Source organism: Rothia sp. P5764, from assembly GCF_048512965.1.
GTDB lineage: Bacteria > Actinomycetota > Actinomycetes > Actinomycetales > Micrococcaceae > Rothia.
On record NZ_JBLXXQ010000004.1, the window covers coordinates 221,653 to 246,184 of the forward strand.

23 protein-coding genes and 1 tRNA gene are annotated in these 24,532 nt (G+C 54.4%); 8 read left to right on the forward strand and 16 right to left on the reverse strand.

The window, feature by feature from the left end:
• Positions 1-2 precede the first annotated feature (2 nt).
• From ACN08Y_RS07700 to ACN08Y_RS07730, 7 genes are all read right to left on the reverse strand, one after another.
• On the reverse strand, positions 3-914 hold the full coding sequence (locus ACN08Y_RS07700) for a glycosyltransferase family 2 protein (protein WP_419112296.1): 912 nt from the start codon (positions 912-914) through the stop codon (positions 3-5).
• Positions 915-918: 4 nt separating this feature from the next.
• Entirely contained in the window at positions 919-1,428 is a 510-nt protein-coding gene (locus tag ACN08Y_RS07705; protein ID WP_419112297.1) for an acyltransferase, read from the reverse strand.
• Positions 1,425-3,227, reverse strand: coding sequence for an ABC transporter ATP-binding protein (locus ACN08Y_RS07710; protein ID WP_419112298.1), 1,803 nt, complete (start codon positions 3,225-3,227; stop codon positions 1,425-1,427). The genes ACN08Y_RS07705 and ACN08Y_RS07710 overlap by 4 nt, the downstream gene beginning before the upstream one ends.
• A gap of 74 nt (positions 3,228-3,301) precedes the next feature.
• On the reverse strand, positions 3,302-4,285 hold the full coding sequence (locus ACN08Y_RS07715) for a ribose-phosphate diphosphokinase (protein ID WP_419099871.1): 984 nt from the start codon (positions 4,283-4,285) through the stop codon (positions 3,302-3,304).
• The gene (gene glmU / locus ACN08Y_RS07720; protein ID WP_419112299.1) at positions 4,285-5,766 is read right to left on the reverse strand and encodes a bifunctional UDP-N-acetylglucosamine diphosphorylase/glucosamine-1-phosphate N-acetyltransferase GlmU; all 1,482 of its coding nucleotides are present in this window, start codon (positions 5,764-5,766) and stop codon (positions 4,285-4,287) included. The genes ACN08Y_RS07715 and glmU overlap by 1 nt, the downstream gene beginning before the upstream one ends.
• Positions 5,767-5,831: 65 nt before the next feature.
• Positions 5,832-5,903: transfer RNA gene (locus ACN08Y_RS07725), tRNA-Gln, on the reverse strand.
• A gap of 125 nt (positions 5,904-6,028) precedes the next feature.
• Positions 6,029-6,529 (reverse strand): hypothetical protein, encoded by a 501-nt coding sequence (locus tag ACN08Y_RS07730; protein WP_419112300.1) that lies wholly within the window; start codon positions 6,527-6,529, stop codon positions 6,029-6,031.
• A 288-nt stretch (positions 6,530-6,817) separates the two neighbouring features.
• On the opposite strand from ACN08Y_RS07730, the gene ACN08Y_RS07735 reads away from it, so the two are divergent.
• From ACN08Y_RS07735 to ACN08Y_RS07745, 3 genes are all read left to right on the forward strand, one after another.
• Positions 6,818-7,900: a glycosyltransferase family 1 protein gene (locus tag ACN08Y_RS07735; protein ID WP_419112301.1), complete on the forward strand. Its 1,083-nt coding sequence runs from the start codon at positions 6,818-6,820 to the stop codon at positions 7,898-7,900.
• 7 nt (positions 7,901-7,907) lie between these two features.
• The gene (locus tag ACN08Y_RS07740) at positions 7,908-9,737 is read left to right on the forward strand and encodes an ABC-F family ATP-binding cassette domain-containing protein (protein ID WP_419112302.1); all 1,830 of its coding nucleotides are present in this window, start codon (positions 7,908-7,910) and stop codon (positions 9,735-9,737) included.
• A gap of 146 nt (positions 9,738-9,883) precedes the next feature.
• A complete protein-coding gene (locus ACN08Y_RS07745; RefSeq protein ID WP_419104437.1) occupies positions 9,884-10,531 on the forward strand; it encodes an SA1002 family membrane protein in 648 nt (215 codons plus the stop codon).
• Positions 10,532-10,553: 22 nt separating this feature from the next.
• Here ACN08Y_RS07745 and ACN08Y_RS07750 read toward each other — a convergent pair whose 3' ends face one another.
• Together ACN08Y_RS07750 and rsmA are read right to left on the reverse strand one after the other, a co-directional pair.
• Entirely contained in the window at positions 10,554-11,480 is a 927-nt protein-coding gene (locus ACN08Y_RS07750) for a 4-diphosphocytidyl-2C-methyl-D-erythritol kinase (protein WP_419112303.1), read from the reverse strand.
• A gap of 2 nt (positions 11,481-11,482) precedes the next feature.
• Positions 11,483-12,373: a 16S rRNA (adenine(1518)-N(6)/adenine(1519)-N(6))-dimethyltransferase RsmA gene (rsmA, locus tag ACN08Y_RS07755; protein WP_419112304.1), complete on the reverse strand. Its 891-nt coding sequence runs from the start codon at positions 12,371-12,373 to the stop codon at positions 11,483-11,485.
• Positions 12,374-12,538: 165 nt separating this feature from the next.
• Between rsmA and ACN08Y_RS07760 the strand changes: the two genes are divergently transcribed.
• Complete coding sequence (locus ACN08Y_RS07760; RefSeq protein ID WP_419112305.1) at positions 12,539-13,792, forward strand: glycosyltransferase 87 family protein; 1,254 nt, start codon at positions 12,539-12,541, stop codon at positions 13,790-13,792.
• Here ACN08Y_RS07760 and ACN08Y_RS07765 read toward each other — a convergent pair.
• Entirely contained in the window at positions 13,751-14,830 is a 1,080-nt protein-coding gene (locus ACN08Y_RS07765; protein WP_419112306.1) for a TatD family hydrolase, read from the reverse strand. The genes ACN08Y_RS07760 and ACN08Y_RS07765 overlap by 42 nt on opposite strands.
• 5 nt (positions 14,831-14,835) lie before the next feature.
• The gene (gene rsmI, locus ACN08Y_RS07770; protein WP_419112307.1) at positions 14,836-15,720 is read right to left on the reverse strand and encodes a 16S rRNA (cytidine(1402)-2'-O)-methyltransferase; all 885 of its coding nucleotides are present in this window, start codon (positions 15,718-15,720) and stop codon (positions 14,836-14,838) included.
• Positions 15,721-15,788: 68 nt separating this feature from the next.
• Here rsmI and ACN08Y_RS07775 point away from each other — a divergent pair, with 68 nt between their 5' ends.
• On the forward strand, positions 15,789-17,396 hold the full coding sequence (locus tag ACN08Y_RS07775; RefSeq protein WP_419112308.1) for a dolichyl-phosphate-mannose--protein mannosyltransferase: 1,608 nt from the start codon (positions 15,789-15,791) through the stop codon (positions 17,394-17,396).
• A gap of 14 nt (positions 17,397-17,410) precedes the next feature.
• Here the strand turns inward: ACN08Y_RS07775 and ACN08Y_RS07780 are convergent, their stop codons facing one another.
• The 4 genes from ACN08Y_RS07780 to ACN08Y_RS07795 form a co-directional block, all read right to left on the reverse strand.
• Complete coding sequence (locus ACN08Y_RS07780; RefSeq protein ID WP_419112309.1) at positions 17,411-18,436, reverse strand: TIGR01906 family membrane protein; 1,026 nt, start codon at positions 18,434-18,436, stop codon at positions 17,411-17,413.
• A 114-nt stretch (positions 18,437-18,550) separates the two neighbouring features.
• Positions 18,551-19,804 carry an Ig-like domain-containing protein gene (locus tag ACN08Y_RS07785; RefSeq protein ID WP_419112310.1) on the reverse strand — a complete coding sequence of 418 codons (1,254 nt, stop codon included), beginning with the start codon at positions 19,802-19,804 and terminating at the stop codon, positions 18,551-18,553.
• Positions 19,805-20,001: 197 nt separating this feature from the next.
• Positions 20,002-20,265 (reverse strand): DUF3499 domain-containing protein, encoded by a 264-nt coding sequence (locus ACN08Y_RS07790; RefSeq protein ID WP_419099887.1) that lies wholly within the window; start codon positions 20,263-20,265, stop codon positions 20,002-20,004.
• 18 nt (positions 20,266-20,283) lie between these two features.
• Positions 20,284-20,757: a WhiB family transcriptional regulator gene (locus tag ACN08Y_RS07795; protein WP_419112311.1), complete on the reverse strand. Its 474-nt coding sequence runs from the start codon at positions 20,755-20,757 to the stop codon at positions 20,284-20,286.
• 314 nt (positions 20,758-21,071) lie between these two features.
• Here ACN08Y_RS07795 and ACN08Y_RS07800 point away from each other — a divergent pair, with 314 nt between their 5' ends.
• Entirely contained in the window at positions 21,072-21,821 is a 750-nt protein-coding gene (locus ACN08Y_RS07800; protein ID WP_419112312.1) for a TIGR03089 family protein, read from the forward strand.
• Here ACN08Y_RS07800 and ACN08Y_RS07805 read toward each other — a convergent pair.
• Positions 21,772-22,347, reverse strand: coding sequence for a GtrA family protein (locus ACN08Y_RS07805; RefSeq protein WP_419112313.1), 576 nt, complete (start codon positions 22,345-22,347; stop codon positions 21,772-21,774). The genes ACN08Y_RS07800 and ACN08Y_RS07805 overlap by 50 nt on opposite strands.
• Positions 22,348-22,622: 275 nt before the next feature.
• Between ACN08Y_RS07805 and ACN08Y_RS07810 the strand changes: the two genes are divergently transcribed.
• Both ACN08Y_RS07810 and purE read left to right on the forward strand, forming a co-directional pair.
• Positions 22,623-23,798: a 5-(carboxyamino)imidazole ribonucleotide synthase gene (locus tag ACN08Y_RS07810; protein WP_419112314.1), complete on the forward strand. Its 1,176-nt coding sequence runs from the start codon at positions 22,623-22,625 to the stop codon at positions 23,796-23,798.
• Positions 23,799-23,862: 64 nt separating this feature from the next.
• Positions 23,863-24,501, forward strand: a complete 639-nt coding sequence (purE, locus tag ACN08Y_RS07815; RefSeq protein WP_419112315.1) for a 5-(carboxyamino)imidazole ribonucleotide mutase — start codon at positions 23,863-23,865, stop codon at positions 24,499-24,501.
• The last annotated feature ends 31 nt before the right edge of the window (positions 24,502-24,532 follow it).

The window sequence follows — 24,532 nt, forward strand, 5'->3', positions numbered from 1 at the left end:
AATCATTGTTTTTTATTTACTCCAAGTTTACCAAGAACTCTATACTTTATAATTCCCTCGAGAGCTCCAATATTTCCTCCCAGGACTCTCATGCCCGCCAATCGGCTATCATCTTTAACCAGCATCGGTATAGATTTCAATATTTCACTAATTGAATACCTGGTACTAGGGCCGTTCATACCCCTGTCACTATACCGAGTCCAGAGCAAAATTCTAGCTCTCTGCTGAATACGTTGTTGCCTAAATATGGACCTTCCAGTTTTCTTAAGGCGATAATGAATTACGGCGCGCGGAGCCACCACCACAGAGTGTCCAGCCTCTTGTGCCCTCCAAGAGAAATCTGTTTCCTCAGCTCCCCCAGGGTAGCTTGAGTCCATACCACCCAAGGAGAGGTAGTCGGCTTTTCCGAAAGCAAAGTTACCACCAGGTACAGTTGGTAGATAGCCAGCGAAAGCTGGTGCGTCACGAGACATGACAGCTGATCCCAATGTTTTGGGGTCATCGGGAATGTCATAGGCGTCTAGCACTCGGCGTGAGTTAAAGCGATTATGGTGAATAGCACCAGAAACTAACGCGCCTCCTGAGAGCCGATAAGCGTTATAGAGCTCCCTCACCCAAATATCGTTTACATAATCATCTGAATCACAAAAAAGGAGAATATCAGCAGAAGCATTCTGCGCACCGATATTACGGGCATACGAAGCGCTTGGTACTCCCGATGCATTGATAACTTTAAGGCTGAAACTCGCATGGAATGACTTCACACAGTCAACAGTTTCATCCGTACTTCCGTTATCACACACTAATACCTCGAAGATGGGAGCATCAACCTGACGATTAAGTGATTCTAGTTGTTCCAAAATCCATGCAGCAGAGTTTAGCGCAGGAATGATAATCGATACTTCTGGATTCATATCTTTAATCTACCGGTAAATCTTTGATTCGGCGGGCTGGAACACCCGCGTATAAACCGTTGGGCTCACAATCACGCACAACAACAGCGCCGGCTGCTATAACACACCCTTTCCCGATGACTACCCCAGGTAAGACTGTTACGTTTGCTCCTAGCCAACAGCCATCCCCAATAAATATTGGTGCATGATTACCGCCCCCCTGAATCCGGGCCTGGGACGGGCCCAGGTGATGCGACCCTGTAATCAATGTGCATCGAGGACCGATACCCACTTCTTTACCAATTGTGATGGCCTCACTGCTATCAAAATATGAACCTTGATTAATGAATGCACCTTCACCAATTGAGGTGTTGAAACCTGTAAAGTTATTATGCTTTTCTATATATGAATTTTCTATCCCTTTGCTCCCGAAAATCTTTAATAGCTTCCATCTAAAACCAGCAGGAATTATTGGTAGAGAGCTAATAAAATTAAGATTTTTCTTAATATATATTTTTCCTTTTTCTATTCTCATTCCGGAAGCTGTCCTAACTCGACAAGGCGTGCAAATTCAGGGTTCTTTTGGCGCACTTCTGAAAAAGTGCCCTGAACAGCAATTTTTCCATCTTTCAAGAAAACAAGTTGATCAACATTTCTAACGGTCGATAACCTGTGAGCAATGACGATGAAAGTAACCTCCCCAGAAAGACGGTGCATAGTTTCAGTTATTTTGTGCTCTGTTTCATTATCGAGTGCTGATGTCGCCTCATCTAGAATAATAAAGCTGGGCTTGCGGTAAAGTGCTCTTGCTATACCTACTCGCTGGCGCTGTCCACCCGATAGCCGTGACCCCTGGTCACCTAGATCCGTGTAAATACCATCTTCAAGATTATTGACTACGTCCTCTAACTCTGCAAGTTTTATACATTCGTACACACGTGGAATATCAATTTCATCTGGATTCTTGCCAAATGCTATAGACTCAACAAGTGTCGAAGATCCAAAGAATACATTCTGTGGAACGTATCCTACGTTGAGAAGTAAATTATCTAAATTATCCTCTGTGGAAATACCGTTGATTTTGATGGTTCCCTGATTTTGCTTAATAAGACCCAGAATAATATCAACCAGTGTAGTTTTTCCTGATCCCGATCCACCAACCAAAGCTAATGAGGTGCCAGCAGGAACGGAAAAGTTAATATCTTCAAGTACGTTTTCAGTCCCATCTGGGTAGGCGTAGGTAACGCCCTCTAGGTCTACTTGAACACTGACTTGTGTCGCGTTAACTCGGGAATAGTTACCTATATCAGGCTCGGTAAGTAGCTCAATCGAATCACTAGGAATCTGCCGAAGTTGCTTCTCCACGATGTCAAAGGCAGCCTGTCCGCTTTTAACAGATCCCAGGGATGCAACAATCCGCGTGTAGCTGGGGAGGATTCGGATACAAGCCCCCGCGAACACCAAAAGATAAGGAGCGGATCCTGTACCACCCTGTAACATAATTATGCTTAGAACAAGCGCAATTCCTATTATAAAAATAATCTCGAGGATATACCTTGGAATTTCAGTTAGGAAATTTCGCGCCCGGGTAGCATCTACCGACCGCAAAGTATTTTGTTGAACCCTGTAAACAAATCTATCCGCTACACCAAAGATTCTTGCTTCACGATAACCGTTAGTTAATTCGATAGTAGAGGAAATAGCCTTAAGCGCTGCCTCTATAGCATTTTTCCCTACCGTCAGATTTTTCTTTGCCAGATATTTTTGCAGAATAAAACCAGTTAGAGCAAAATAAACGAAAGCAAATAAAGCTGGCAAAGGCATAACAACAACGAGTAGCATCATGATGAGAATTATAGAAAATACCTCACCAATGATTGTGAGTGTTCCAGTAACCAGATATGAGTAAGTAGCACCCACAGAGTCACTGGTATCTCTCATGACTTCACCCGATGTTTTTTTGCGGTTCTCGACATAATCCCCATAAACAAAATTTTTAAGGAGCGTGGCGGAGGTAGCTGTCTGCTGATAGGCAATAAAGCCAGAACTTTTCCATTTTACTATCAGCGAAAATATTCCCTTGAATATAAAAGCAGATACCAAAAATATACAGGCAATTATAATAAAATTGTTCTTAGACGGCTTTCCAAGAAAATTGTAAATGATTGATAAATACCCCCGATTGGGGTCAGCACCCGTCACTAAATCAATAACCGGAAGTATAGCCGCAACGCCAACCAGGTCAAATAAGGATACCAGGAAAAGAAGGGCTACAAACCCCATCAACTTTACAAATTTATTGCCCGGAAATAGGAGCCTTAGTTTTGCGATCATTCCCCAATATCTCAATCTTAATGTAGAAAATTTATATGGCCTCTTAGCAGATTTGCTAAGAGGCTGTGCATTATTTAGTTTGACCGACCATCAAAGAGGCTAGTGACAGAGCCTTCATCGAAGACTTCCTTGATAGCGCGTGCCAGCAGGGGGGCAATGGAAAGCACGGTCAGGTTCTCAAACTTCTGTTCGGGGCGCAGTGGCAGGGTATTAGTGACAACAACCTCGCTAGCACCGCACTGGCTTAGCCTTTCAGCAGCAGGCTCAGAGAAAACCGCGTGGGTTGCCGCGATAATAACGTCCTTAGCGCCATTGTCCTTAAGGACCTTGACCGCACCGGCAATAGTGCCACCGGTGTCAATCATGTCATCAATCAGAACACAGGTACGGCCCTTGATATCGCCCACCACGGTCTTAGAAACAGCCTGGTTGGGCACGTTAATATCGCGGGTCTTGTGAACGAAAGCCAGAGGTGCACCGCCCAGGAGCTCTGCCCACTGCTCAGCGACACGTACACGGCCGGTATCGGGGGAAACAACAGTAACGTTTGAGGTGTCTACCTTGCTGGCAACGTGCTCAGCAAGAAGCGGGATAGCCATGAGGTGATCCACAGGACCGTCAAAAAAGCCCTGAATCTGGGCGGTGTGCAGATCAACGCTCATCAGACGGTCAGCACCAGCAGTCTTGTAAAGATCTGCAACCAGACGGGCTGAGATGGGCTCGCGGCCCTTATGCTTTTTGTCCTGGCGGGCGTAAGGGTAGAAAGGAGAAACAACAGTAATGGAACGGGCGGATGCTCGCTTGAGCGAGTCAATCATAATCAGCTGTTCCATGAGGGCATCGTTAATGGGTGCCGGGTGAGACTGAATCACGAAAGCATCTTTACCGCGTACCGATTCGTTGAATCGGACGTAGGTTTCCCCATTAGCAAAAGTGTAGGCAGATGAGGGAAGAACCTCGTTTCCTAGCTCAGCAGCAATCTGCTCAGCCAGTTCGGGGTGGGCACGCCCGGAGACCAAGGCCATCTTCTTTTCGCCCGGATTCGTAATCTCAGTCATTACTGCTTATCGCTTTCCTTTTCAGGCTGTGCCGGCTGCTGCGCCAAAGCCGCCTCGGCGGCTTGAGCAGCCTCTGTTCCAGCGCGTTTTTCAATGACCCAGCGCTCGATATTGCGTTGGGGAGCTTCGTTGATGGCAAGAGCCCCAGCGGGTACGTCCTTGCGGATAACGGTTCCAGCACCAGAATACGCCCCGTCCCCAATATTTACGGGAGCAACATACATGTTGTCTGAACCCATGCGAACGTTACTTCCCACGGTTGAGCGGGACTTATTCACACCGTCATAGTTAACGAACACTGAAGCGGCTCCAATATTGGAGTTCTCACCAATGGTGACGTCGCCAGCATAGGACAGGTGGGGGAGCTTAGATCCGGAACCAATCTCTGCGTTCTTGGTTTCCACGAAAGTACCGATCTTGCCCTTAACACCGAGCTTGGTGCCGGGGCGCAGGTAGGCGAAGGGGCCAACACTTGCACCGTCTGCAATTTCTGAGTCGCAGCCTTCGGTGCGTGAGATAGTGACCTTCTCCCCTACCTTGACGTTGGTGAGCGTGGTGTCTGGCCCAATCACGGAGCCGGTAGCGATGTGGGTGGTTCCCTTGAGGTGCGTGCCGGGAAGAATGGTGACATCGTTCTCGATGGTTACGGTGACATCAATCCATGTGCTCTCGGGGTCAACAATGGTGACACCACCGACCATGTGGCCATGAGTAATGCGGTCGTTGAGTTTGCGACCCAGCTGAGCCAGCTGAACACGGTCATTAGCACCTTCTACCTCCCAGCGGTCCTCGATATCGAGTGCCGAGGTTCGGTGGCCGTCTTCGCGAGCAATGGATAGGACATCGGTGATGTACTTCTCGCCCTGAGCGTTATCGGTGGTGACGCGGGTTAGCGAGTTACGCAGAACAGTGGCATCGAAAGCGTAAATACCAGAGTTAATCTCGGTGATGGCAAGCTGTTCAGGGGTGGCATCTTTAGCTTCAACGATGGCAGTGACTTCGCCTGATTCATTGCGGACGATACGGCCGTAGGAGCAGGGCTCCTCAAGGTGTGTCGTCAGAACAGTGACAGCGTTTTTGCCTTCTTCGTGAAAAGCGATGAGCTTACGCAGACTTTCGGTCTTCAGCAGGGGAACATCGCCGTAGGTGACAACAACTGTGCCCTCTACCTGACCCACTTCGGAATCAAGGCCCAGCAGGCCGACCTCTACAGCGCGGCCGGTTCCGGGAATCTCGTCCTGATCGATGATGGTGACCTGCGCATCAAAGGCGGTGACATGCTCAGCCACCTTGTCACGCTGGTGACGTACAACAACGGCAAGGTTCTTGGGTTCAAGTTCCCGTGCCACGGCAACAGCGTGCTCCACCATGGAGCGACCACCGATAGGGTGCATAACCTTGGGAGTTGATGACTTCATACGGGTTCCGGCCCCCGCAGCCAGAACGATCACGGCAGATGGGGCTGATGTAACTACTGTCACTGTATGGAACTCCTCAAGTGAGTGATACCCCAAAAATATGCCATGAAGGCACCGGGGTGGTTGAGCTCCGCCACAAGGACTCGAACCTTGAATAACGGCTCCAAAGGCCGCTGTGTTGCCAATTACACCATGGCGGAATAGGGCTACCCTAGCTCAGTCCCATGCTGGGTTGAGCAGGAGCAGACTTAGACCATAGTAGCAAAGATAAAGTTAGGGTGCTAAATAAGAACTTTCTGAAAGCTACCGTGTAGCTGATAAATTGCTAATTCCCTAGCCAGGGCACGACAATATCCAGTGCTTCTTGAATTCGCTGGACAGCTACCTTGGCGGCCTCTGGTCCACGCAAGTAAGGATCAGCAACCTCGTCTTGGGCAAGAGGTTCTTCGTCATACTGCATCATGAAAGCTACCGGGTCAACGCGCTTGCCTGCTTGCTTCTGCACCCTGGCCATCTGGCATAGCAGGTGAACCTTTGAACGGTACTGGGGCCATTCATGCACGATCCAGTCCAGGTGCTCTTTCTCCATGACCAGCACAAGAGCTGACTCTCTGACCAGGCGTTCCGTGATTTGTTTGGCAAGGTGCTGATCGTACTGAGCACCACGTTGAGCGAGTTCGATATCAATATGGCGGGCAACCCCTGCCCCGACCATTGCACCGGTACCGGCACTATTAAAAGTCCAAGTAGAGCCATCCTCTAGCATTGCCGCTGCCAGATATTGGGCACTGGCGGAACGGGCTATATTACCGGTACAGACGAACAAAACCTCTTTTTTTGTATCTGCATGATCCGGTTCAGGATCTGTTCGATCCCCCACTTTTCTCAGTAGCGAGGAAACCCCAAAACTTATCATTGCACTCCGCTCAATCTCTCTTGTTTAGGCAAGACACTTGCCACCATAGAGATTCTACCTGCAAATCACAGCTTGGTGGTGGGCTAACACTCTGGGGATCTAGCCCAATACCCGCATGCTGTTTTCCTTATTTTTACCTCCTCATGTTCCCTAAGGCTGTAGCCTAGTGTGGTGGCAGCGTGACATTTTGAAGACTAAATGCAGGCCACAACATACAGTGATTTGGAGGTAGATGTGATCTCACCAGTAGATGTTTATGTGGCAGTTCCAAAAGAACCAGGTTGGGCACCCATACTATCTATGGCAGATTTGCTATGCGGCTACCTGGAAACTCAACCGATTCTGCTTGACACCAGTTCATCCTTATCACTCTCGACCCGGCTCCTGGGGATGATTCCTCGAAGAAAAAGCGGAAAACGGCAGGCTCTAGTCATTGCTTACGATCCTGGGCAGCTAAACGCTATCGCCCAAAATCATCTTTTTTTGAAACAGTATTCTGCTTGCTTTGGCTGGGTTATAGACAGTTTTTGGACTGAGCGAATACCCCGTATCGCGCGTAGTAACCAAACCTATACGAAAATCTTTGTTACTGACCCAGCTGATCTAGAAGATTGGCGCAGAGCAGGCGTTGAATCCCTCGGCATTTTGCAATGGGGTACGGATGTGTGGTCAAACCTTTCAGATCGTTTGGCATCTGTGGAACATAAGACAACCGATTTACTCCGGGTCGGCAGACAACCAGTTGCATGGAAAAATGATGCTATAACTGCTCAAGTAGCCCAGGAACACGGACTTATCTTTGAGGGGCGCCCCGGATTTGGAAAATCAGCAGATGCTTCAGCCAAGATGCTCAATAATGCGCTCAGTCAAACAAAATCTGTCCTGGCTTTTTCAGTCAAAGTAAGCCCAAGAAATTACACCCATCCAACCAAGGACTATATTACGGGGCGCTGGCTCGATGCGCTGGCATGGGGAGCAGTTGTCGTTGGCCAAAAACCAGATTCTGCTTCGTCCAGGGACCTGTTATGGGATACCGCAACCGTCGATATATCTCCAGACGATATCAGACGCGGAATGAAGCAGATTAGTGAAGCCTTAGATTCTTTCTCAAGAAAGCAAGCAAGCATTAATATACTCAATTCGTTAGAGAATTTTGACTGGAGGCACCGTTTTTCGTCTCTCTTTGATCATATGGGCATTACTTCCAAAAAACTGAACCAGGATATGTCTGACATGAGCCAGATTCTCATTCAAGAAAGAAAAATTCTCGCTAAGGAATAATAAAAATATGGCCCATCTATTAGGCGGCGAAGAGCTGCATATCGAATTTCCTACCCGCACTATCTTTGAGGGCATCACCGTAGGCCTCAACGAGGGTGACCGCATCGGCATCGTGGGCCGCAACGGTGACGGTAAATCCACTCTGCTTTCCCTACTGGGCGGGCGCTTGGCCCCAGATTCCGGCAAGGTCACAGTGCGCTCGGGCACACGAATTGGCTACCTTGACCAGGCTGATGTCCTGGACAACACCCTGACCGTGGGCCAGGCAATTGTGGGCGATACCCCCGAATACGAGTGGGCATCTGACCCCAAGGTACGCGACGTCATCGCCGGCCTGGTCTCTGACCTGAACTGGAATGGGCCAGTTGAGTCACTCTCAGGCGGTCAACGCCGACGTGTAGCCCTTGCAGCGCTGCTAGCCGGTGACTGGGATGTACTCATGCTCGATGAGCCCACCAACCACCTCGATGTTGAAGCCATTACCTGGCTAGCCCAGCACCTCAAAAACCGCTGGCCTAAGAATGCCGGGGGGCTGCTGACAGTCACCCACGACCGCTGGTTCCTGGATGAAATCTGCACCGGCACCTGGGAAGTTCACGACGGCCTGGTAGAACCTTTCGAAGGTGGCTACGCCGCCTACATCCTTCAGCGCGTTGAACGCGACCGTCAGGCCGCAACTGCCGAAGCTAAACGCCAGAACCTGATGCGTAAGGAACTAGCCTGGTTACGTCGCGGCGCCCCGGCCCGCACCTCCAAGCCCAAGTTCCGTATCGATGCGGCCAATGCTCTCATTGCTGATGTCCCCCCGGTCCGCAACACTGTGGAGCTCTCCCAGATGGCGGTAGCACGCCTGGGCAAGGACGTGGTCGATATTGAGGATGTGGATGTTAGCTACCCCGATACCCAAGACCCAACCCGCACCAAGAATGTCCTCAAAAAGGTCACCTGGAGAATAGCCCCAGGTGAGCGCACCGGCATTATGGGCGTCAATGGGGCCGGTAAGTCGACTTTGCTGGGCCTGATCACCCGTACTGTGCAACCGACCCGTGGCCGGGTCAAGCACGGTAAGACGGTCAAGGTGGCTACCCTGACCCAGCAACTCGATGAGCTCACAGAAGTGGCTCACGAGCGGGTTTCCGATATCATTGGGCGCAAGCGCAGCACCTATGTGACCGGTGGTAAGGAGATGACTCCCGGCCAGCTTCTTGAACGGCTCGGCTTTACCTCTGCTCAGCTTTCAACCCCGGTGAAGGATCTTTCGGGTGGGCAGAAGCGCCGCCTGCAGCTGCTGCTCATTTTGTTGGATGAACCCAACGTACTCATTCTTGATGAGCCCTCCAACGACCTGGACACGGACATGCTGGCAGCTATGGAGGATCTTCTTGATACCTGGCCCGGCACCTTGCTGGTAGTCTCGCACGACCGCTACCTAATGGAGCGAGTCACCGACCAGCAGTACGCCCTCTTTGACGGCAGGTTCACACACCTGCCCGGTGGGATTGACCAGTATCTGCTCATGTCGGCACAGGCGGCGGCTCACCCTGCCCAGACTGCCCTTGATTCGTCGCCCCTAGGTAAGCAGGGGTCTGCAGAAAGCGCTTCTAAGGTGGGCGGCGCAGAGCTGAGGGCCGCCCAGAAGGAAATCAACCAGATTGACCGTAAGCTCAACAAACTGGCCGAGCAGAGGCAGAAGCTGGATGAGAAAATGACGGTTCACGACCAGTCTGACTACACCGGTCTGGCGGAGCTGAGCGCCCAGCAAGAGGCAATCCAGAACGAGGTCGAAGAACTAGAAATGCGCTGGCTAGAACTTGCGGATAGGGTTGAGGGGAATTAGTACTGGTCAGGAGCCAATTGGAGGGCCCCTAAAGGTTGATGGACTTTCCTCCAGGGCATTTTCTTGAAAACTGCGTCCCTTAATCTCTTGAGGTCTTATCCCCCTGGTTTCCGCTACTAGTAATTTTGGTTTAGGTTGATGACTTCATGACGTTCGTAATTCAGTTAATAGTATTACTATCCTTGCTCTACCTGGTGGGCAGGCTCTCGAATCCCAAAAAATTTCGGGATTCCAATGATGATTATTCATTTATCACGGTTCTGGCCCATATGCTGATTATTTTAGTGACCTCAGCTTTGATTCTCAGCGGGCAGATTATAATTCTTTTGGCTGGTCTTGCGCTCTACACCTGGTGTACACAGGACCCGGCTGCCCCAGTACCGCTTGAAGACGACATGCTGAACGTGGGTTTCAGTAGCTATAAGTTTGATGGCGGAAACTTTTTGCTAGGGATCGCAATACTTATTCTTATAACAGCTATTGTCCACTTTTGGGTTAGGGCAAAATTTTTTGAAAGATTTCCTCGGCATAGCCCTGACATGAAAGAGATTGAAATATCTGAATACTTCATCCAGTGGCTAACCATTTATCTTGCTGTCTATCAGTTTATTTTTGACGGACTTAAAAACGCATTCTCTTTTGTAGACACCCCAGAAAACACAGCAGCTTTCTTTAATATTGCCCTGACACCGCAAAACATTAACCTAGTGCTCCAGCCGCTCCTTATCGCTTCTTGGATCACCCTTGTAATCTCAAAGATACGCCTACAACGTAAGCATGAAGCAGATTTATAGGATCTAAGACTTCAAGCGCTTCTTAGCCTGCGGCTCTCGTTCTTCCACGGATGCTTACAACGGTTGGCCCGGAGCCGGACACAAAGCTGGCAGCTACACCCGGTTGGTGGGCTAGCCGCTCCAGGGTCGATTGGAGTTCGGGCAGAAGACTGCTAGCGGGTGCGGCAAGGTCATTGCGGAGCAAGCTCGAAATGATGGGAAGACGCTCAGCCAAGGGAGCTTGTGAGATCAAGGCGTCAATCAGGGTAGCAGGTACCTCCAGAACAGGGTCCGGTGCCGGGTAGCGCCCGGCTTCCCTGCCCGCGTCCAGTTCACGGAAAACTGCAGGTGTCGATAAGCCCGCCGAAGCTGGGCAGAAGCCAAAGCAAAGCTGCTCTGTAGCTTCCGGCACTTCAAGAGGGGTGAGCTTCTCCCCCAGGCCCAAACCCACGGCTAAACCGCCAAGCAGGGCAAAGGGCACATCCGCCCCCAGAGAGGCCGCTAGCTCCAGCAAACGCTCCCGGGGAACAGAATCCTGCACCAGGCCTGCCTGCACCAGATAGGCGTTCATAGCTTTCATGGCGGCCGCCGCATCAGCTGAGCCGCCTCCCATGCCACCGGCCACCGGCACCGCCTTCTCAATGTGGACTTCCACCGAGATATCTTGCAGCCTGAGTCCCTGCTCTTGGAGCACGGCCAAAGCGCCCCGGTAGGCTAGGTTACTGGCATCCAGCGGGACCAGGGCCGGGTCAAAAGTACCAGCAGCCACCTGCTCTGCCACGGGTGAGCCGGGAGTAACGCTCAAAGACTGGGCAATACCCGGGGCCTTAGCGGAACGAACGGTTACCCGCTCTAGAACATCTACCGCTGCGTATAGAGAAGCTACCTCGTGGTAGCCATCAGCGCGCAGAGGTCCTACTGCAAAATACAGATTAACCTTGCCGGGGGCAGTTGCAGAACAGCTCAGCACGGTCATTGCTCACCACCGGTAGAGACCGAGAAACCCTCTGCGGGTACCTGCCGCGCCGCTTGGGCAATCTTGATGTAGTCGTGGATATCCAGCTTTTCACCGCGCTCTTGCGGGTCAATCCCCGCGGCCTCAAGCACAGCACCGGCACGAGCAGCAGAACCCGCCCAGATCGCAAGCGCGGCCCGCAGGGTCTTACGACGCTGAGCAAAAGCGGCATCGACAATAGCGAAAACTTCCTCACGCGGCAGGTCAGACAGTAACTCTTTGCGGCGTTTGAAGGATACCAACCCGGACTTGATCTTGGGGGCAGGCCAGAAAACATTGGTACCAATAACACCGGCCTTAGAGACCTCAGCAAACCAGTTGGCTTTCACACTCGGTACACCGTAAATTTTAGAGCCGGGCTGAGCCGATAGGCGGTCAGCTACCTCATCCTGAACCATGACCAAAGCATGTTCAATAGAGGGGAAAGTCGCAAACATGTGAAGCAGAACAGGCACAGCGACGTTGTAGGGCAGGTTAGCCACCAGGGCGCTGGGCCTGCGGGGTAGCTCGGTCACTCTCATAGCATCGGAAAGTACTACATCGATCCGGCTCTCGGAGCCGGGGCGCATAGCGGCAATAGTTGTTGGGAGCTCTTGGGCCAGGGGCGGGTCTATCTCTACAGCGACCATATCCTTGGCGGCATCCAGTATGCCCAGGGTTAAGGAACCCAGGCCGGGGCCAATCTCCACCACCGTCTCGTCGGGGCCGATATTGGCCGCCGCAATAATACGACGAATGGTGTTGGGGTCAATCACAAAGTTCTGCCCCAGGGTCTTGGTGGGGCGGATGCCTAAGCGGTCGGCCAGGTCGCGGATTTGGTGGGGGCCAAGTAGTTGCTGTTCAGTCACCCCTCCAGTCTAGCGGTATCGCAACCTAGAGAGACCCCACAGGTAGACTCCACAGGGAAACCACTTACCCCGGGTAAGCCACACCGCTCACTGGCTCGGAGCCTTTAGCCCGGTAAGCCGGTAAAATCATTGACCGTACTTGCTTTCCCACACCCAGAGGTCGCTATGCCCAATCGTCCCGCTGAGCCAACCCTACCGAGCATCGGCGTAAGCCTTGCGCGGGCGCTCACCAGCAGATGGGCCTTAGCCACAGCCCTGGCTCTCACAGTGCTCAGTATCTATCCCTTCCTCTGGGACGAGAAAATACAGGCCCGGCACTTCTTTGACCTTCAGGTCTACTACGGCGGGGTAGCTCACTGGCTGGAAACCGGCAGGCTCTATGACTGGGCCTTACCGCCCGAGGAGGTCTACGGCTTCACCTACCCGCCCTTTGCCGCCCTGGTCTTTACGCCCTTTGTTCTGCTGACCAATGCCCAAACAGCCGGGCCGATCTTCCTCATCTGCAACGTGGTGGCTCTGGTTACCCTGGTCTACCTGAGTTGCCGGGGTATGGGAGTCAGCAAGCGCCCAGCTCTGGCGGCAGGTTTGTGGCTCACTCCTCTGCTGCTCAAGTTCTTCCCCATCAGCTTTAACATGGAGCTGGGGCAGATTAACCTCTTCTTGGTCCTACTCATTCTGACCGACGTTATCTACCTGAAGAACACCCGCTGGCACGGAATCCTGATTGCCATCACCGCCTGCATCAAGCTCACCCCGGCTGTCTTTGGTCTGCTCTTTCTGGCAACCCGCGACTGGAAATCACTCGCCCGTTTTGTAGGCACTGGCCTGGCCAGCATCGTGCTCAGCTTCGCGGTTGATTTTGAGATCGCCCGCGAATACTTTACTGAAAAGATCTTCGAATCCGGGCGGGTAGGGAGCATCACCGGAGCGCTCAACTACAACCTACTGGGCACCTGGGCCATGCTCTTCCCCACAGGTATTGCAGCAGTTCTCTTTGTCATCTCTGCTGTATCCGCTCTGGTGCTTTCCTACCTCGCAGCACGTTCCCTAGCCCGGCGGGGCCAGTACCTGGGGGCCGCCAGCGCGGTTGCGGCGCTGGGGCTGCTACTCTCCCCCATCTCCTGGACCCACCACTGGGTCTGGTTCGTTATCTTCATCATCTTTGCTACCCTCTACGGGCTGGCCCGCAGGCAGAGTAGCTACCTCTACCTGGCGGCCACCGGCACCTTACTTTTCTCCATGCCTTTCGCCGTATGGTTTGGGGGCTATAACTGGGGAGGGAATGAATGGCCTAATTCATTGGCTCTCATTCACTCTCTACCAGTTTTCTGGGCTTTGCTGTATCTGCTAGTCCCAGTCCTTGAAGGGCGCAAAACCCTAGAAGCCCTCGATACCCCAGCTACCGTAAGCGGCCAGTGAGTTAGCCCTAATATCGCGGCACAACTCTTCGAGATCGCGGTCTAGGTGCGCGGCCATATACCGCACCGTGTAGTTGGTCATGTAGCTGGCATTGGGGCGGCCCCGGAAGGGGTGCGGGGTCAGGAAAGGCGCATCGGTTTCTGCCAGAATCAGCTCACGGCGAGCCATGCTCAGCGACTCCTGGATATCCCGTGAGTTCTTAAAGGTTACGGTCCCAGCAAAGCTCATATACCAGCCCCGCTCATTGCAGATTCGCGCCAGTTCTGGCCCACCGGAGTAGCAGTGGAAAATCACCGTCTCGGGTGCGCCCTCATCCAGCAGAACCCGCACAACATCGTCGTGGGCATCGCGGTCATGAATCTGGAGTGCCTTACCGTGTTTTTTAGCCATACGGATATGGGCACGGAAGGATTCCTCCTGGGCCTGACGGCCATCTTTACCGGTGCGGAAGTAGTCCAACCCGGTTTCGCCCAGGGCACGGACGCGGGGGTCAGCGGCCAGGGTGTTGATGACGGCCAGGGCGGATTCGAGCTGCCCGGCCTCGGCCAGTTTGGGTGCTTCGTTGGGGTGCAGGGCTACAGCGGCTAGAACGCGGGGGTCAGCCTGGGCCATGCTCACGGCATAGAGAGAGCTGGAAACATCGCAACCCACCTGCACGATAGCACCAATGCCCAGAGCCTCACCGGTGTCCAGAGCATCACGGGCGGTAATGGCTACCTCTCCATCGAGCAGGTCCATGTGAGTGTGATTATCCACGATTGCGTAGGGTAGGGGCGCGGGGGCGGGCGGAAAGGTTAGGTTACGACGGCGGCCGTCTTCCCCGGTGGTACCGCGGCGGCGGGTGCCCTCGCCGCTGGCTTCGCCCTCCACCCGGTAGTGTTCTGCCCGGTAGGCCGGGGGTATTTCGCCCTCATCGATTCTGGGCGGGCTCTCAAAGATGCTAGCTCCCTGCTCCTGCCTATCGGGCAAGAGGGTGGCAAAACGCTCAGCTAACTGGGTGAGTTCTTCGGGGCTCAGGCTATAGTCACTGGTGCACATGGTTTTTAGCTTTCCTGGTTTTTAAGATCGAGAACTGCCTGGTAGAGGTCGCGTTTGGAGACCCCGTGCGCTTCGGCCACCTGGGCGCAGGCCGCTTTCAGGCGGATACCACCCTCGGTCATTTCAAGGACAAGGTCGGTCAGGTCTTCAGCCTGCGCAGCCTCAGGAGCGCCCGCGCCTTCAAGCACAATCACGATTTCACCGCGCATCTGCTTGGATTCGCTCCACTCAATCAGCTCTGCCAGGGTTCCTCGGGCTATCTCTTCGTGAAGTTTGGTCAGTTCCCGGCAGACCGCCGCCCGGCGTTGCTCCCCAAAGTTCTTAGCAAAGTCTTTGAGGGTCGCAGCCAGCCTGTGGGGCGACTCGTAGAAGACCATGGTGCGCTCTTCTGCTACCAATGAGGCCAGCCTGCGGGAGCGGTCAGAACCTTTACGCGCCAGGAAGCCCTCAAAGGTAAAGCGCCCAGACGGCAGGCCAGATAGGGCCAGGGCAGTCACCATAGCTGAGGGCCCGGGGAGAGCGGTGACGGTCAGGCCTGCTTGGGCTACAGCGGCAGCGGCTACATAGCCGGGGTCAGAAACTGCAGGCATACCGGCATCGGACATGAGGAGGACTGTCTGCCCATCGGCCACAGCCTGCACAATCTGTCTAGCCCGTTCGGTTTCGTTGTGGTCGTGGTTGACCAGCACACGCCCCTGTGTGGTAACGCCCAGCCCGGAGGCCAGTTTACGCAGGGTGCGGCTGTCTTCAACGGCAAGGATATCTGCAGTTGCCAGGGCTTGGCGCAGGCGGTGGCTAGCATCGCCCAGATTGCCGATAGGGGTAGCGCCCAGTATGAGGGCACCGCTGCTTGTCTCGGTCTGGGCTGTAGGCTGTGGGGAAGATTCCATAGCTTTTAACCCTACTATCTCAGGTTGGCTCGAACCATGTGGCGGGCCAATCAATTACCATTGCTTAGGTGAAAGCAAACCCAACCAACGCCGTCCTTTCCCTGCCCGAAGCCTTTAGCGAGTCCGCTTTGCGGGCCCGCCTGGCTGTTACAGCCCTTACTTTCCCGCGCCGAGGGTGGCTAGCTCCCCTGCTGGTACTGATCCTGGCGGGGCTGATGCGTTTTGTAAACCTTTCAAACCCGAACGCTATTGTGTTCGATGAAACCTACTACGCTAAAGACGGCTATTCCCTCTTGCATTTTGGGTATGAGCGCAACTGGGTTGAGGGTGCTAACGACAGCTTTGTAGCCGGTGCCCCCAGCGGTATTTTGGAGACCCCGGAGTATGTGGTTCACCCGCCGGTTGGCAAGTGGATGATTGCACTGGGCATGGCGGTCTTTGGGGACGATAATCCCCTGGGTTGGCGTTTTGCTGCGGCTCTTACCGGTACCCTGTCGGTGGGGTTGGTCATGCTGGCGGGTTGGCTGCTCTTCCGTTCGGTAACGGTGGCTTCGCTGGCCGGTTTACTGATTTCGGTGGACGGACTTCACCTGGTGCAGTCTCGGTTTGCTCTGCTCGATATTTTCTTGATGTTCTGGCTCCTAGCCACCTTTGTTGCCCTGCTTCTGGACCGCTACCAGGGCAGGCGCAGGCTAGCCTCACGGCTGGCAGAAGCCGCCACCGCTAACGGGGGCACCCCGCCGGATAGCCTCATGGTCTACGGCCCCACACTGGGCTTGCGCTCCTGGAGATTAATTGCCGGTATCTGCGCGGGCCTAGCAGTCGGTGTTAAGTGGAACGCCCTCTTTTTTATCGCTATCTTCGGTCTGATGACCGTCTTCTGGGATGCCAACGCCCGCCGTATAGCCGGTATCAGGCGCTGGTACCTGGCCGGTTTCCTGCGCGACGGTATTCGGGCCTTCTTCTCGCTTATTGGGGTAGGTCTGGTCACCTACCTGGCTATCTGGAGCGGCTGGTTTGCCTCACAGGATGCCTACGACCGTCACTGGGCGCAGGAGCACCCTGGTGAGGGTGTTCTGTGGCTACCGCAGTCCCTGCGCTCGCTGTGGGAATACCACCGCTCAGCCTATGCCTTCCACTCGGGGCTGGATTCCCCGCATACCTATGCTTCACCGGCCTGGCAGTGGCTCATTCTGGGGCGGCCTACCAGCTACTACTACGAGTCCCCCAAGATGGGTACTGACGGTTGTACTGTAGATTCCTGCTCGCAGGCTATCTTGAACATTGGCAACCCGGCTATCTGGTGGAGCTTCCTTGTGGTTGGCGTGTTCTCCCTGGTTATTTTTCTGATTCGCCGCGACTGGCGGTTCGGTGCTCTCTTTGCGGTTTTTGCGGTGGGCTACTTCCCCTGGTTTGCTTACCCTACGCGCACCATGTTCTACTTCTATGCGCTCTCTTTTGAGCCCTACCTTATTCTTATGCTGGCAGGTGTTCTGGGTCTGGCCTTAGGACGTTCTGGCGATACCGTCCGCCGACGCAAGCTGGGCTTGGCTTTGGTTGGGGTCTTCGTGGTCTTTGTTCTCCTGGTCTCTACCTACTACTGGCCTATTTGGACGGCGCAGACCGTGCCCTATACCGAGTGGCGCGAGCGCATGTGGTTTGACGGTTGGATTTAGGAGGGGCCTGGTCTCTAGGCTTTCTGGTTGGCAGCACGACGTTTGAGAGCCTCTTGCCTGCGGCGGGCGGTGGGCCAGGTACTGACCAGAAGCACAAGCGTTACCAGCAGAACAATAATGCCGGCGGTCAGAGCGGCATCTAGCCAGAACTGAGGCGGGTAGAGACGAATCAGGGTGTCAGACATACGGAACTGCCAGTTTCCCTGGGGGAAGAAGACCTGGTGGAAAGTAGTGAAGAAGGATTCCCAGCCCAGGATTCCAGAGACGCCCAGAGCGGTAGCGAGTAGCAGGGTCAGCAAGCTGCCGGTAAAGAGGCTCGAGCGCACCAGACCGGGTGCTTTGGTGGGCAGAGTGCGGGCTGAAAGTAGGGCGGCCACCAGCATCAGAGCGGCCAAGGTCAGGGAGCAGAGAATGACCCGTTTGACGTCAGTCATGTGCTCAACCTCGGTCGGCAGGAAGGCGGCAACTCCCCCGGTCTGGATATCGGCCAGGTATGATTCCGGTGCCAGGTTGAGGATATAGTCCAGCCCGTAAGAGCCCAGGCGCATGCGCTCAGCAGTGTCAAAGCCGTAGGTGTCAGCGGGGAACCCGGGGCGGTGGTATTCAGCCCACAGAAAGGCAGAGCTGGCTACAAAGCGTACAGCCAGCATCAGGGTAATAAGAGGGACGGACAGGGTGATGATCAGTCGGCGGAGCACCAGAAAACGCGGTTTTTCTGTAGCTTTCTTCTGAGTTTTCCGGGCCCGGAACTGGGGAGATTCGGTGCCTACCACCGGCTCTGCAGCGTCCCTAGCCTGAGAAGCACGGGCAACCGGAGCAGCAGATACAGCAGCGGGCTCTGTAACAACCGGTTCCAGAGGCGCAGTCCACGGCGCTGGGTCAGTGACCTGCTCGGCTTCCTTCCCTGCCGCTGAGGGGGCCGAAGACCGGGTAACAGTAGCTGGTGTACCGGCGCTCTTTTTAACGGCGGGGAGTAATTTTTCCCATTCGCGGGTTGTCTCTGCGCCTTCAGGGGTGTTGTGGTTAGGTTCTATTGCCATGGTTCCTCACACGGGGTTAGTATCTCTGCTCTAGTATCTTACGCTGTGGGAACAAAAACTCCCGCCTGATTGAAACAGGCGGGAGTTTTTCAGGAGCGGGCAGAGAACCGGTTTTTACCAGTTACCCACCCATGCTTCGTCATCGTAATTTTCGAAAGGAATGTTCCAGTCGCCGTAGCCGTCATCGGGGTCAGCCTGGAGGTAGCCGGTATTGATAGTCTCTACAATGTCACCGACACCGAAGGTGTCGTAGAAGAACTTGACATCTTCGGGGAGCATCCCAATACAACCGTGAGAGACGTTATAGGCACCTACCGATGACCAGGCCCCGGGCAAAGCCTGATGAACGAACACGCCACCGGAGGTCAGGCGGGAAGTCCAGGAGGCCCAGAAAGGCTCATAGTAGTGGGCATCGCCCTTCTTGAGTTCTAGGGAACCGGGGTTGAAGTAGTAGCTCTCAGCCTTCTCCATGATGGGGAGCTGGCCAACAACAGAGGGCCACTCCGGGTTGCCCAGGGTGATGTAAGCTTCGCGCACCAGCACGTCGTCAACGTACATTTTGATGGTTTTGGTGTTGTTATCGGCCAGAGCGTAGCGCTTGTTCCAGGTCTTGAAGCTGCGGGTGGTGGTGTGGTTACCGATCATGCCCTTGCCCAGGTCAAGGCCGAAGATATCGATAGTGACGGTCACTGTGGAGTTGGTGGCCCATTTATCTGCGGGGCGGTAGCGCACCATGTAGTCGCTGTACCAGCGGAACTTACCGGCTCGGTCGCCGCCGCCGGTAACGGTAATCCGCTTCTCTACCTCTGCCTTATTGATGACAGGTTCTGAGAAGTTGAACTGGATAATCTGGCCGATGCCGTAGCTGGCACCGTCAGCAATGTTCATGTGAGCATCGGCTTCGTAGGCCGGTGACACGGTGGAGAAAGTACTTTCGCCTTGGCCTCTTGCTCCCTGAGCGTCTTGGGCAGTCCAGCTGACGGTGTAGGTGCTGTGGAAGAGCATATTCTCGGTGGAGGTCCAGCTGCTACCGTCCTCAGAGAGCGCACCAGCTAGTTTTTGGCCTTCGGCGGTGGTGACGGTGACCTCGGTCAGGGTGGAGTCAGCAGAGGTAACCTTGACCTTCTCTATGGGGTTGATTTCTATCTCATCAAGTGCGGGGTAAACCTCAACGGTGCCGGTAAATTCCTTGGGCGCGGCGCTAGTGCTAGCCGGTGAGCTGGCTGTTCCAGGAGATGCGGAGCCCTCTGCTACCGGCTTAGTCTGTGATGAGCAAGCTGCCAGAGCTAGAGTACCCAGGGCGCCAACGGCAACAAAGGATCGACGGGTAAAGAGATCTGATAGAGCTGAGGAGGGTGGATTTACCACGTAGGTCATCTTCCTTAGGTGAATATGTGTGCGATTGTTCAGGTTGTGCACCTGAAAGCATATCTGAAATCAAAGGCTTCTAGGTCTCTATCAGGCCACCCCTAATGCTGGCAATCTGCTGGGAGCACCAAAAGGTAAAAGCCTACCCAGGCCCCAAAAGATAAAAGTCGGGGCGCAAGATTTAAAGTACCTGCCGCTTAGATACTGCGCAGAGGAGGAAAGGACTGCCCAAGGGGTTCACTAGCTTCCTGCCAGGCTTCACTTTCATCTAGGCGGACGACGCTCCAGCCCTGGGGCGCGGTCAGACGGTCAGCGTGGAACTCACACAGGTCGTAGGCGTGGGGCTCACGGTGCACCGACAGCGGCCCAATCACAGCGGTGGATTGGGCGTAGGCATAAGTCAGGGTGAAAATAGCCTCACGTTGGCAGGTCTGGCGTGAGCACTGGCGAGTTGATGCCATGAATCAAGCCTTTCTTTCTTAGATAGCTTGCTTGCGGAGACGGCGACGTTCACGCTCGGATAGGCCACCCCAGATTCCGAAACGTTCATCGTTGTCCATGGCGTATTCAAGGCATGCCTCACGCACGGGGCACTCACTACACACCCGCTTAGCATCGCGGGTCGACCCGCCCTTTTCGGGGAAGAAGGCTTCGGGGTCGGTTTGGGCGCACAGGGCATCTGCCTGCCAGGACAGCTCCCCTTCATCGCCATCAGTGCTGTAGATGCCCGCGGCCTGTTGCCAGAGCGATAGGGCATCGGCATCGCTGGAGAAAATATCGGCTGAATGCGCGGCAGAGGACCTACCTGACTTACCTCGCCCGGTAGGGACTGAGCTGTTAATCAGTGCGGTGGCCTGGTCTTCAAGGTATTGGGTGGAGTGCATGTTGTGGTGATGGGCCAGATCAGGCTTTTGCCCGGCGACACCGTATGTGAGGCGGCTATGTAGGCCCATGGTCTTCCCTTTCATATCCCGGTAGAGGACTGAATGTATGGTAACCGGTCTTGTGAACCTGGATTACCGGTTGATATGCACACAATCTGAGTACGATAAACCGTCTATGGCCTGCTGGCGCACAGGCGGTCTATAACGGTGCATAAAAAATTCCCTGCACCTAATTACACGCGTGTCATGCCCTATTCGTCAAGCTGAGATAAAAATTTCTCACGTTACACGAGATTTTTGTTCAATAATTTGCGTTTCTCTGTGGTATATGCAAGATGCGGTCGTCTAGAAGATTCAGCGCAAAGTGGCATAAAGTTAGGGGCATGACCTCAGCAGATATGGGCGCTAGGCCCACTTTCCCCCGTTTCATAGATACCCTGTCGCAACGGCAGACTCCAGCTCTGCTCTGGTATTCAGTACAGGGTGAACGTATTGAGCTTTCAGGCAGGGTTCTTAACAATTGGGTGGCTAAAACCGCTAACTTACTGGTAGACGAGTGCGACCTGGAGGCCAATCAGCTTCTTGCCCTGCCTAAGCGCTTGCACTGGCGGTCCCTGATTCTGGCTCTTGCAGCTCTTCGCGTGGGGGCAGAAATTACCTTTGATGGGGAGCGGTCAGCACAGGTTTTTGCGGCTTTTGATCCGGCGGAGTGCGCCAAAGCAGATGCGGAGCATAGGCTGGTTCTTGCCAGTGAGCCCTTGGCACCGCGCTTTAACGGGGAGCTACCGGTAGGGGCTCTTGACTACGCAGCCGAGGTACGCTTGCACCCCGATGTCTACATGGGCTTCCCTGAGCCCGACCCGCAGGAGAAAGCCTGGGAGGGCACCAGTTACAGGGAGCTTATGCTGGCACTTGAAGAGCGAGTGCTGAACCTCGACAACCAGCTGGGGCAGGAGACTGCTGCCCTCTGCCTACAGAGCCGGGATTTGACTACGGGCTCTCTTACCCAGGCACTTGTAGCGCTGAGCGCAGGGTACGCAGTGCTTATTCTGGACCCCCACATCGAGTGGGACCAAGAACGAATCAGTCGAGTTTTGGGCGACGAACGGGCCCAGCTTTATCCGGCTCAATAACAGGCAGAGAACCAGTTATTATCTTGGTTGCCTCTTCAATGAGCTCCGCGCGTTCCTCTTCAGCCGTCTTGTCTTGGGTGTGGCTCTTGCTCTGGGAGAAAACCCAGAACTTGTAGAGGAAGTAGCGAACGATAGTACCCAGGATTGTACCGATGATGGTACCTGAGATAAAGGATGCCATCGGGCTGGTGAGATGCAGAATATAGAGGCTAAAGAGCACACAAGATGTTTCAACACCAATCCCAATAGCGTTGACGATGCCAAATTCGATAGCCTCACGGGTCTTGTTGCCGGTTCGCTTCTGCCTAAAGGTCCACATACGGTTGACGATCCAGGAGAAGACCGTAGCTACTACACCAGCGACTACTTTAGCCTTGGCATGTCCATCTGCAAGGATTGAATGCATCAAGAACCAAGTAACCGCGGAATTCAGAACGAATGCAAGGCCCCCTACGGTTAAAAATTGGAGGATCTCGGTACCGTGTTCTTTCCACAGTACCTGCACACGTTGGGTCAAGGAACTCAATTTTCTCCCTTACTTGGCAGTGCTTCCCGGTTGTTTTTTTAACGGTAGGTAATAGCGTACCTGGCGGCGGGGAGCAAGACACTCATCTGTTCACATAGTACAGCCTGTCGAGCAGGCGCTTAGCTCTCAAGAGTGTTTTTTGCTTACATGTGTCGGTGGATTAGCTGGGAATAATCTCCATACCAGGCATCCATACCAGGCAAGCGCTTCATCATGTGGGGAATACTTTTACAAGCCCCCTGCGCACGGGTAGCCTAGTGGATGTGACCTACCCTATGACTGGACCCAAAATTGGTGTTGTTGGTGGTGGCCAGCTGGCCCGCATGATGGCCCCTGCTGCCACGGAACTTGGCTTTGACCTGACTGTTCTGGCAGAAGATTCGGGAGTATGTGCCCGTGCGGTGGTCGCGCAGGCACCGATTGGTGATTACCGCGACTACGAAACTCTGGCGGCTTTTGCCCGCGAGGTTGATGTTCTCACTTTTGACCATGAGCACGTTCCCACGGCTTTGCTGGAACGGTTAATCTCTGAGGGAATCAACGTCCAACCGCGTCCCTCCGCCCTGGTCTATGCCCAGGACAAGATTCAGATGCGTAAGGCGGTTGACCGGCTGGGGCTACCCAACCCGCGCTGGGCCGAGGTAAGAACCCTCGATGAGCTCCTGGCTTTTGGTAACAGCATCGGGTGGCCGCTTGTGCTGAAGACTCCTCGTGGCGGTTACGACGGCAAGGGGGTCATGGTTCTTGATTCTGCTCAGCAGGCGGCCCAAGAATCTGCCTCCTGGTTTGAGCAACTCCCCCAGCGCACTGATTTCTCTGCCTTGCTTGCAGAAGAAAAGGTCCCTTTCAGTCGGGAGCTCTCTGCCCTGGTAGCCCGCAACGATGCCGGCCAGGTTGAACCCTGGGCTGTAGCCGAATCTATCCAGGTCAATTCCGTATGCGATGAGGTCATGGCCCCCGCACCGGGCATCAGTGACCGGGTAGCCCAGAAGGCCCAGGATGCCGCTGTTACGGTAGCAACCGAGCTTGGTGTTACTGGCGTTATGGCCGTTGAGCTCTTTGAAGTACCCGGCAGTGATCACGGCTTCCTGATCAACGAGTTCGCCATGCGCCCCCACAACTCTGGCCACTGGACCCAGGACGGCTCAGTCACCAGCCAGTTTGAGCAGCACCTCCGCGCGGTAGCCAACTATCCCCTCGGTAGTACCGCGATCAAGGGCGAGGTGGCGCTCATGAAGAATTTCTTGGGTGGAACCAACGACGATATTTTTGGAGTCTATCCCGCCCTCATGAAAGCCTACCCGGCCGCTAAAGTGCACTACTACGGCAAGGCGGTTAAGCCCGGTCGCAAGATTGGGCATATTAACCTGACCGGGTCGCGCGCTGAACTCAGCGACCTGAGGCAGCAGGCAGCCCAGGCCGCCTCCCTACTCACCAACGGCCTAGCCTAAGGGCTCGGTCTGATGCTCAATCTTTAGTAACCCGGCTTTAGGCCACCAACCCCAAGGAGCGCTCATGGCTTCCCCTTACGATTCAAGCAACCCCATCGTCGGTATTGTGATGGGCTCCGATTCTGACTGGCCGGTCATGGAAGCCGCCGTTCAGGCTCTGGAAGAGTTCGGCATCCCCTACGAGGTCGATGTTGTCTCCGCCCACCGTATGCCCCAAGACATGATTGCCTACGGCCGTAAGGCCCAGGAACGGGGCCTGCGCGTGATTATTGCCGGTGCCGGCGGTGCCGCGCACCTGCCCGGTATGCTGGCTTCGGTGACTCCCTTGCCTGTGATTGGTGTGCCGATCAAACTCAAGAGCCTCGACGGCATGGACTCACTGCTCTCAATCGTTCAGATGCCCGCAGGGGTTCCCGTGGCAACCGTCTCTATCGACGGTGCCCGCAACGCTGGCCTGCTTGCCCTTCGAATCCTGGGTTCAGGCGATGACGGTTTTGCCCGCCAGGTCCGCTCAGATTTGGTCGATTTTGCCGCTTCGCTCCGCCAAAGCGCCCAGGACAAGGGTTCAGCCCTGCGCGCTAAGGTCCAGGAGTACAAAGACGAGCTCGATGAATCCGCTCCCCGGCCTGCGCTCTCACAGCAGGCTCCCAAGGCCGCTACCAAGCCTACCGATGAGGGACCTAAAACACCCTACGCCCCCTAAAGAGCGACAGAGGTGAGCAGAATAAAAACTC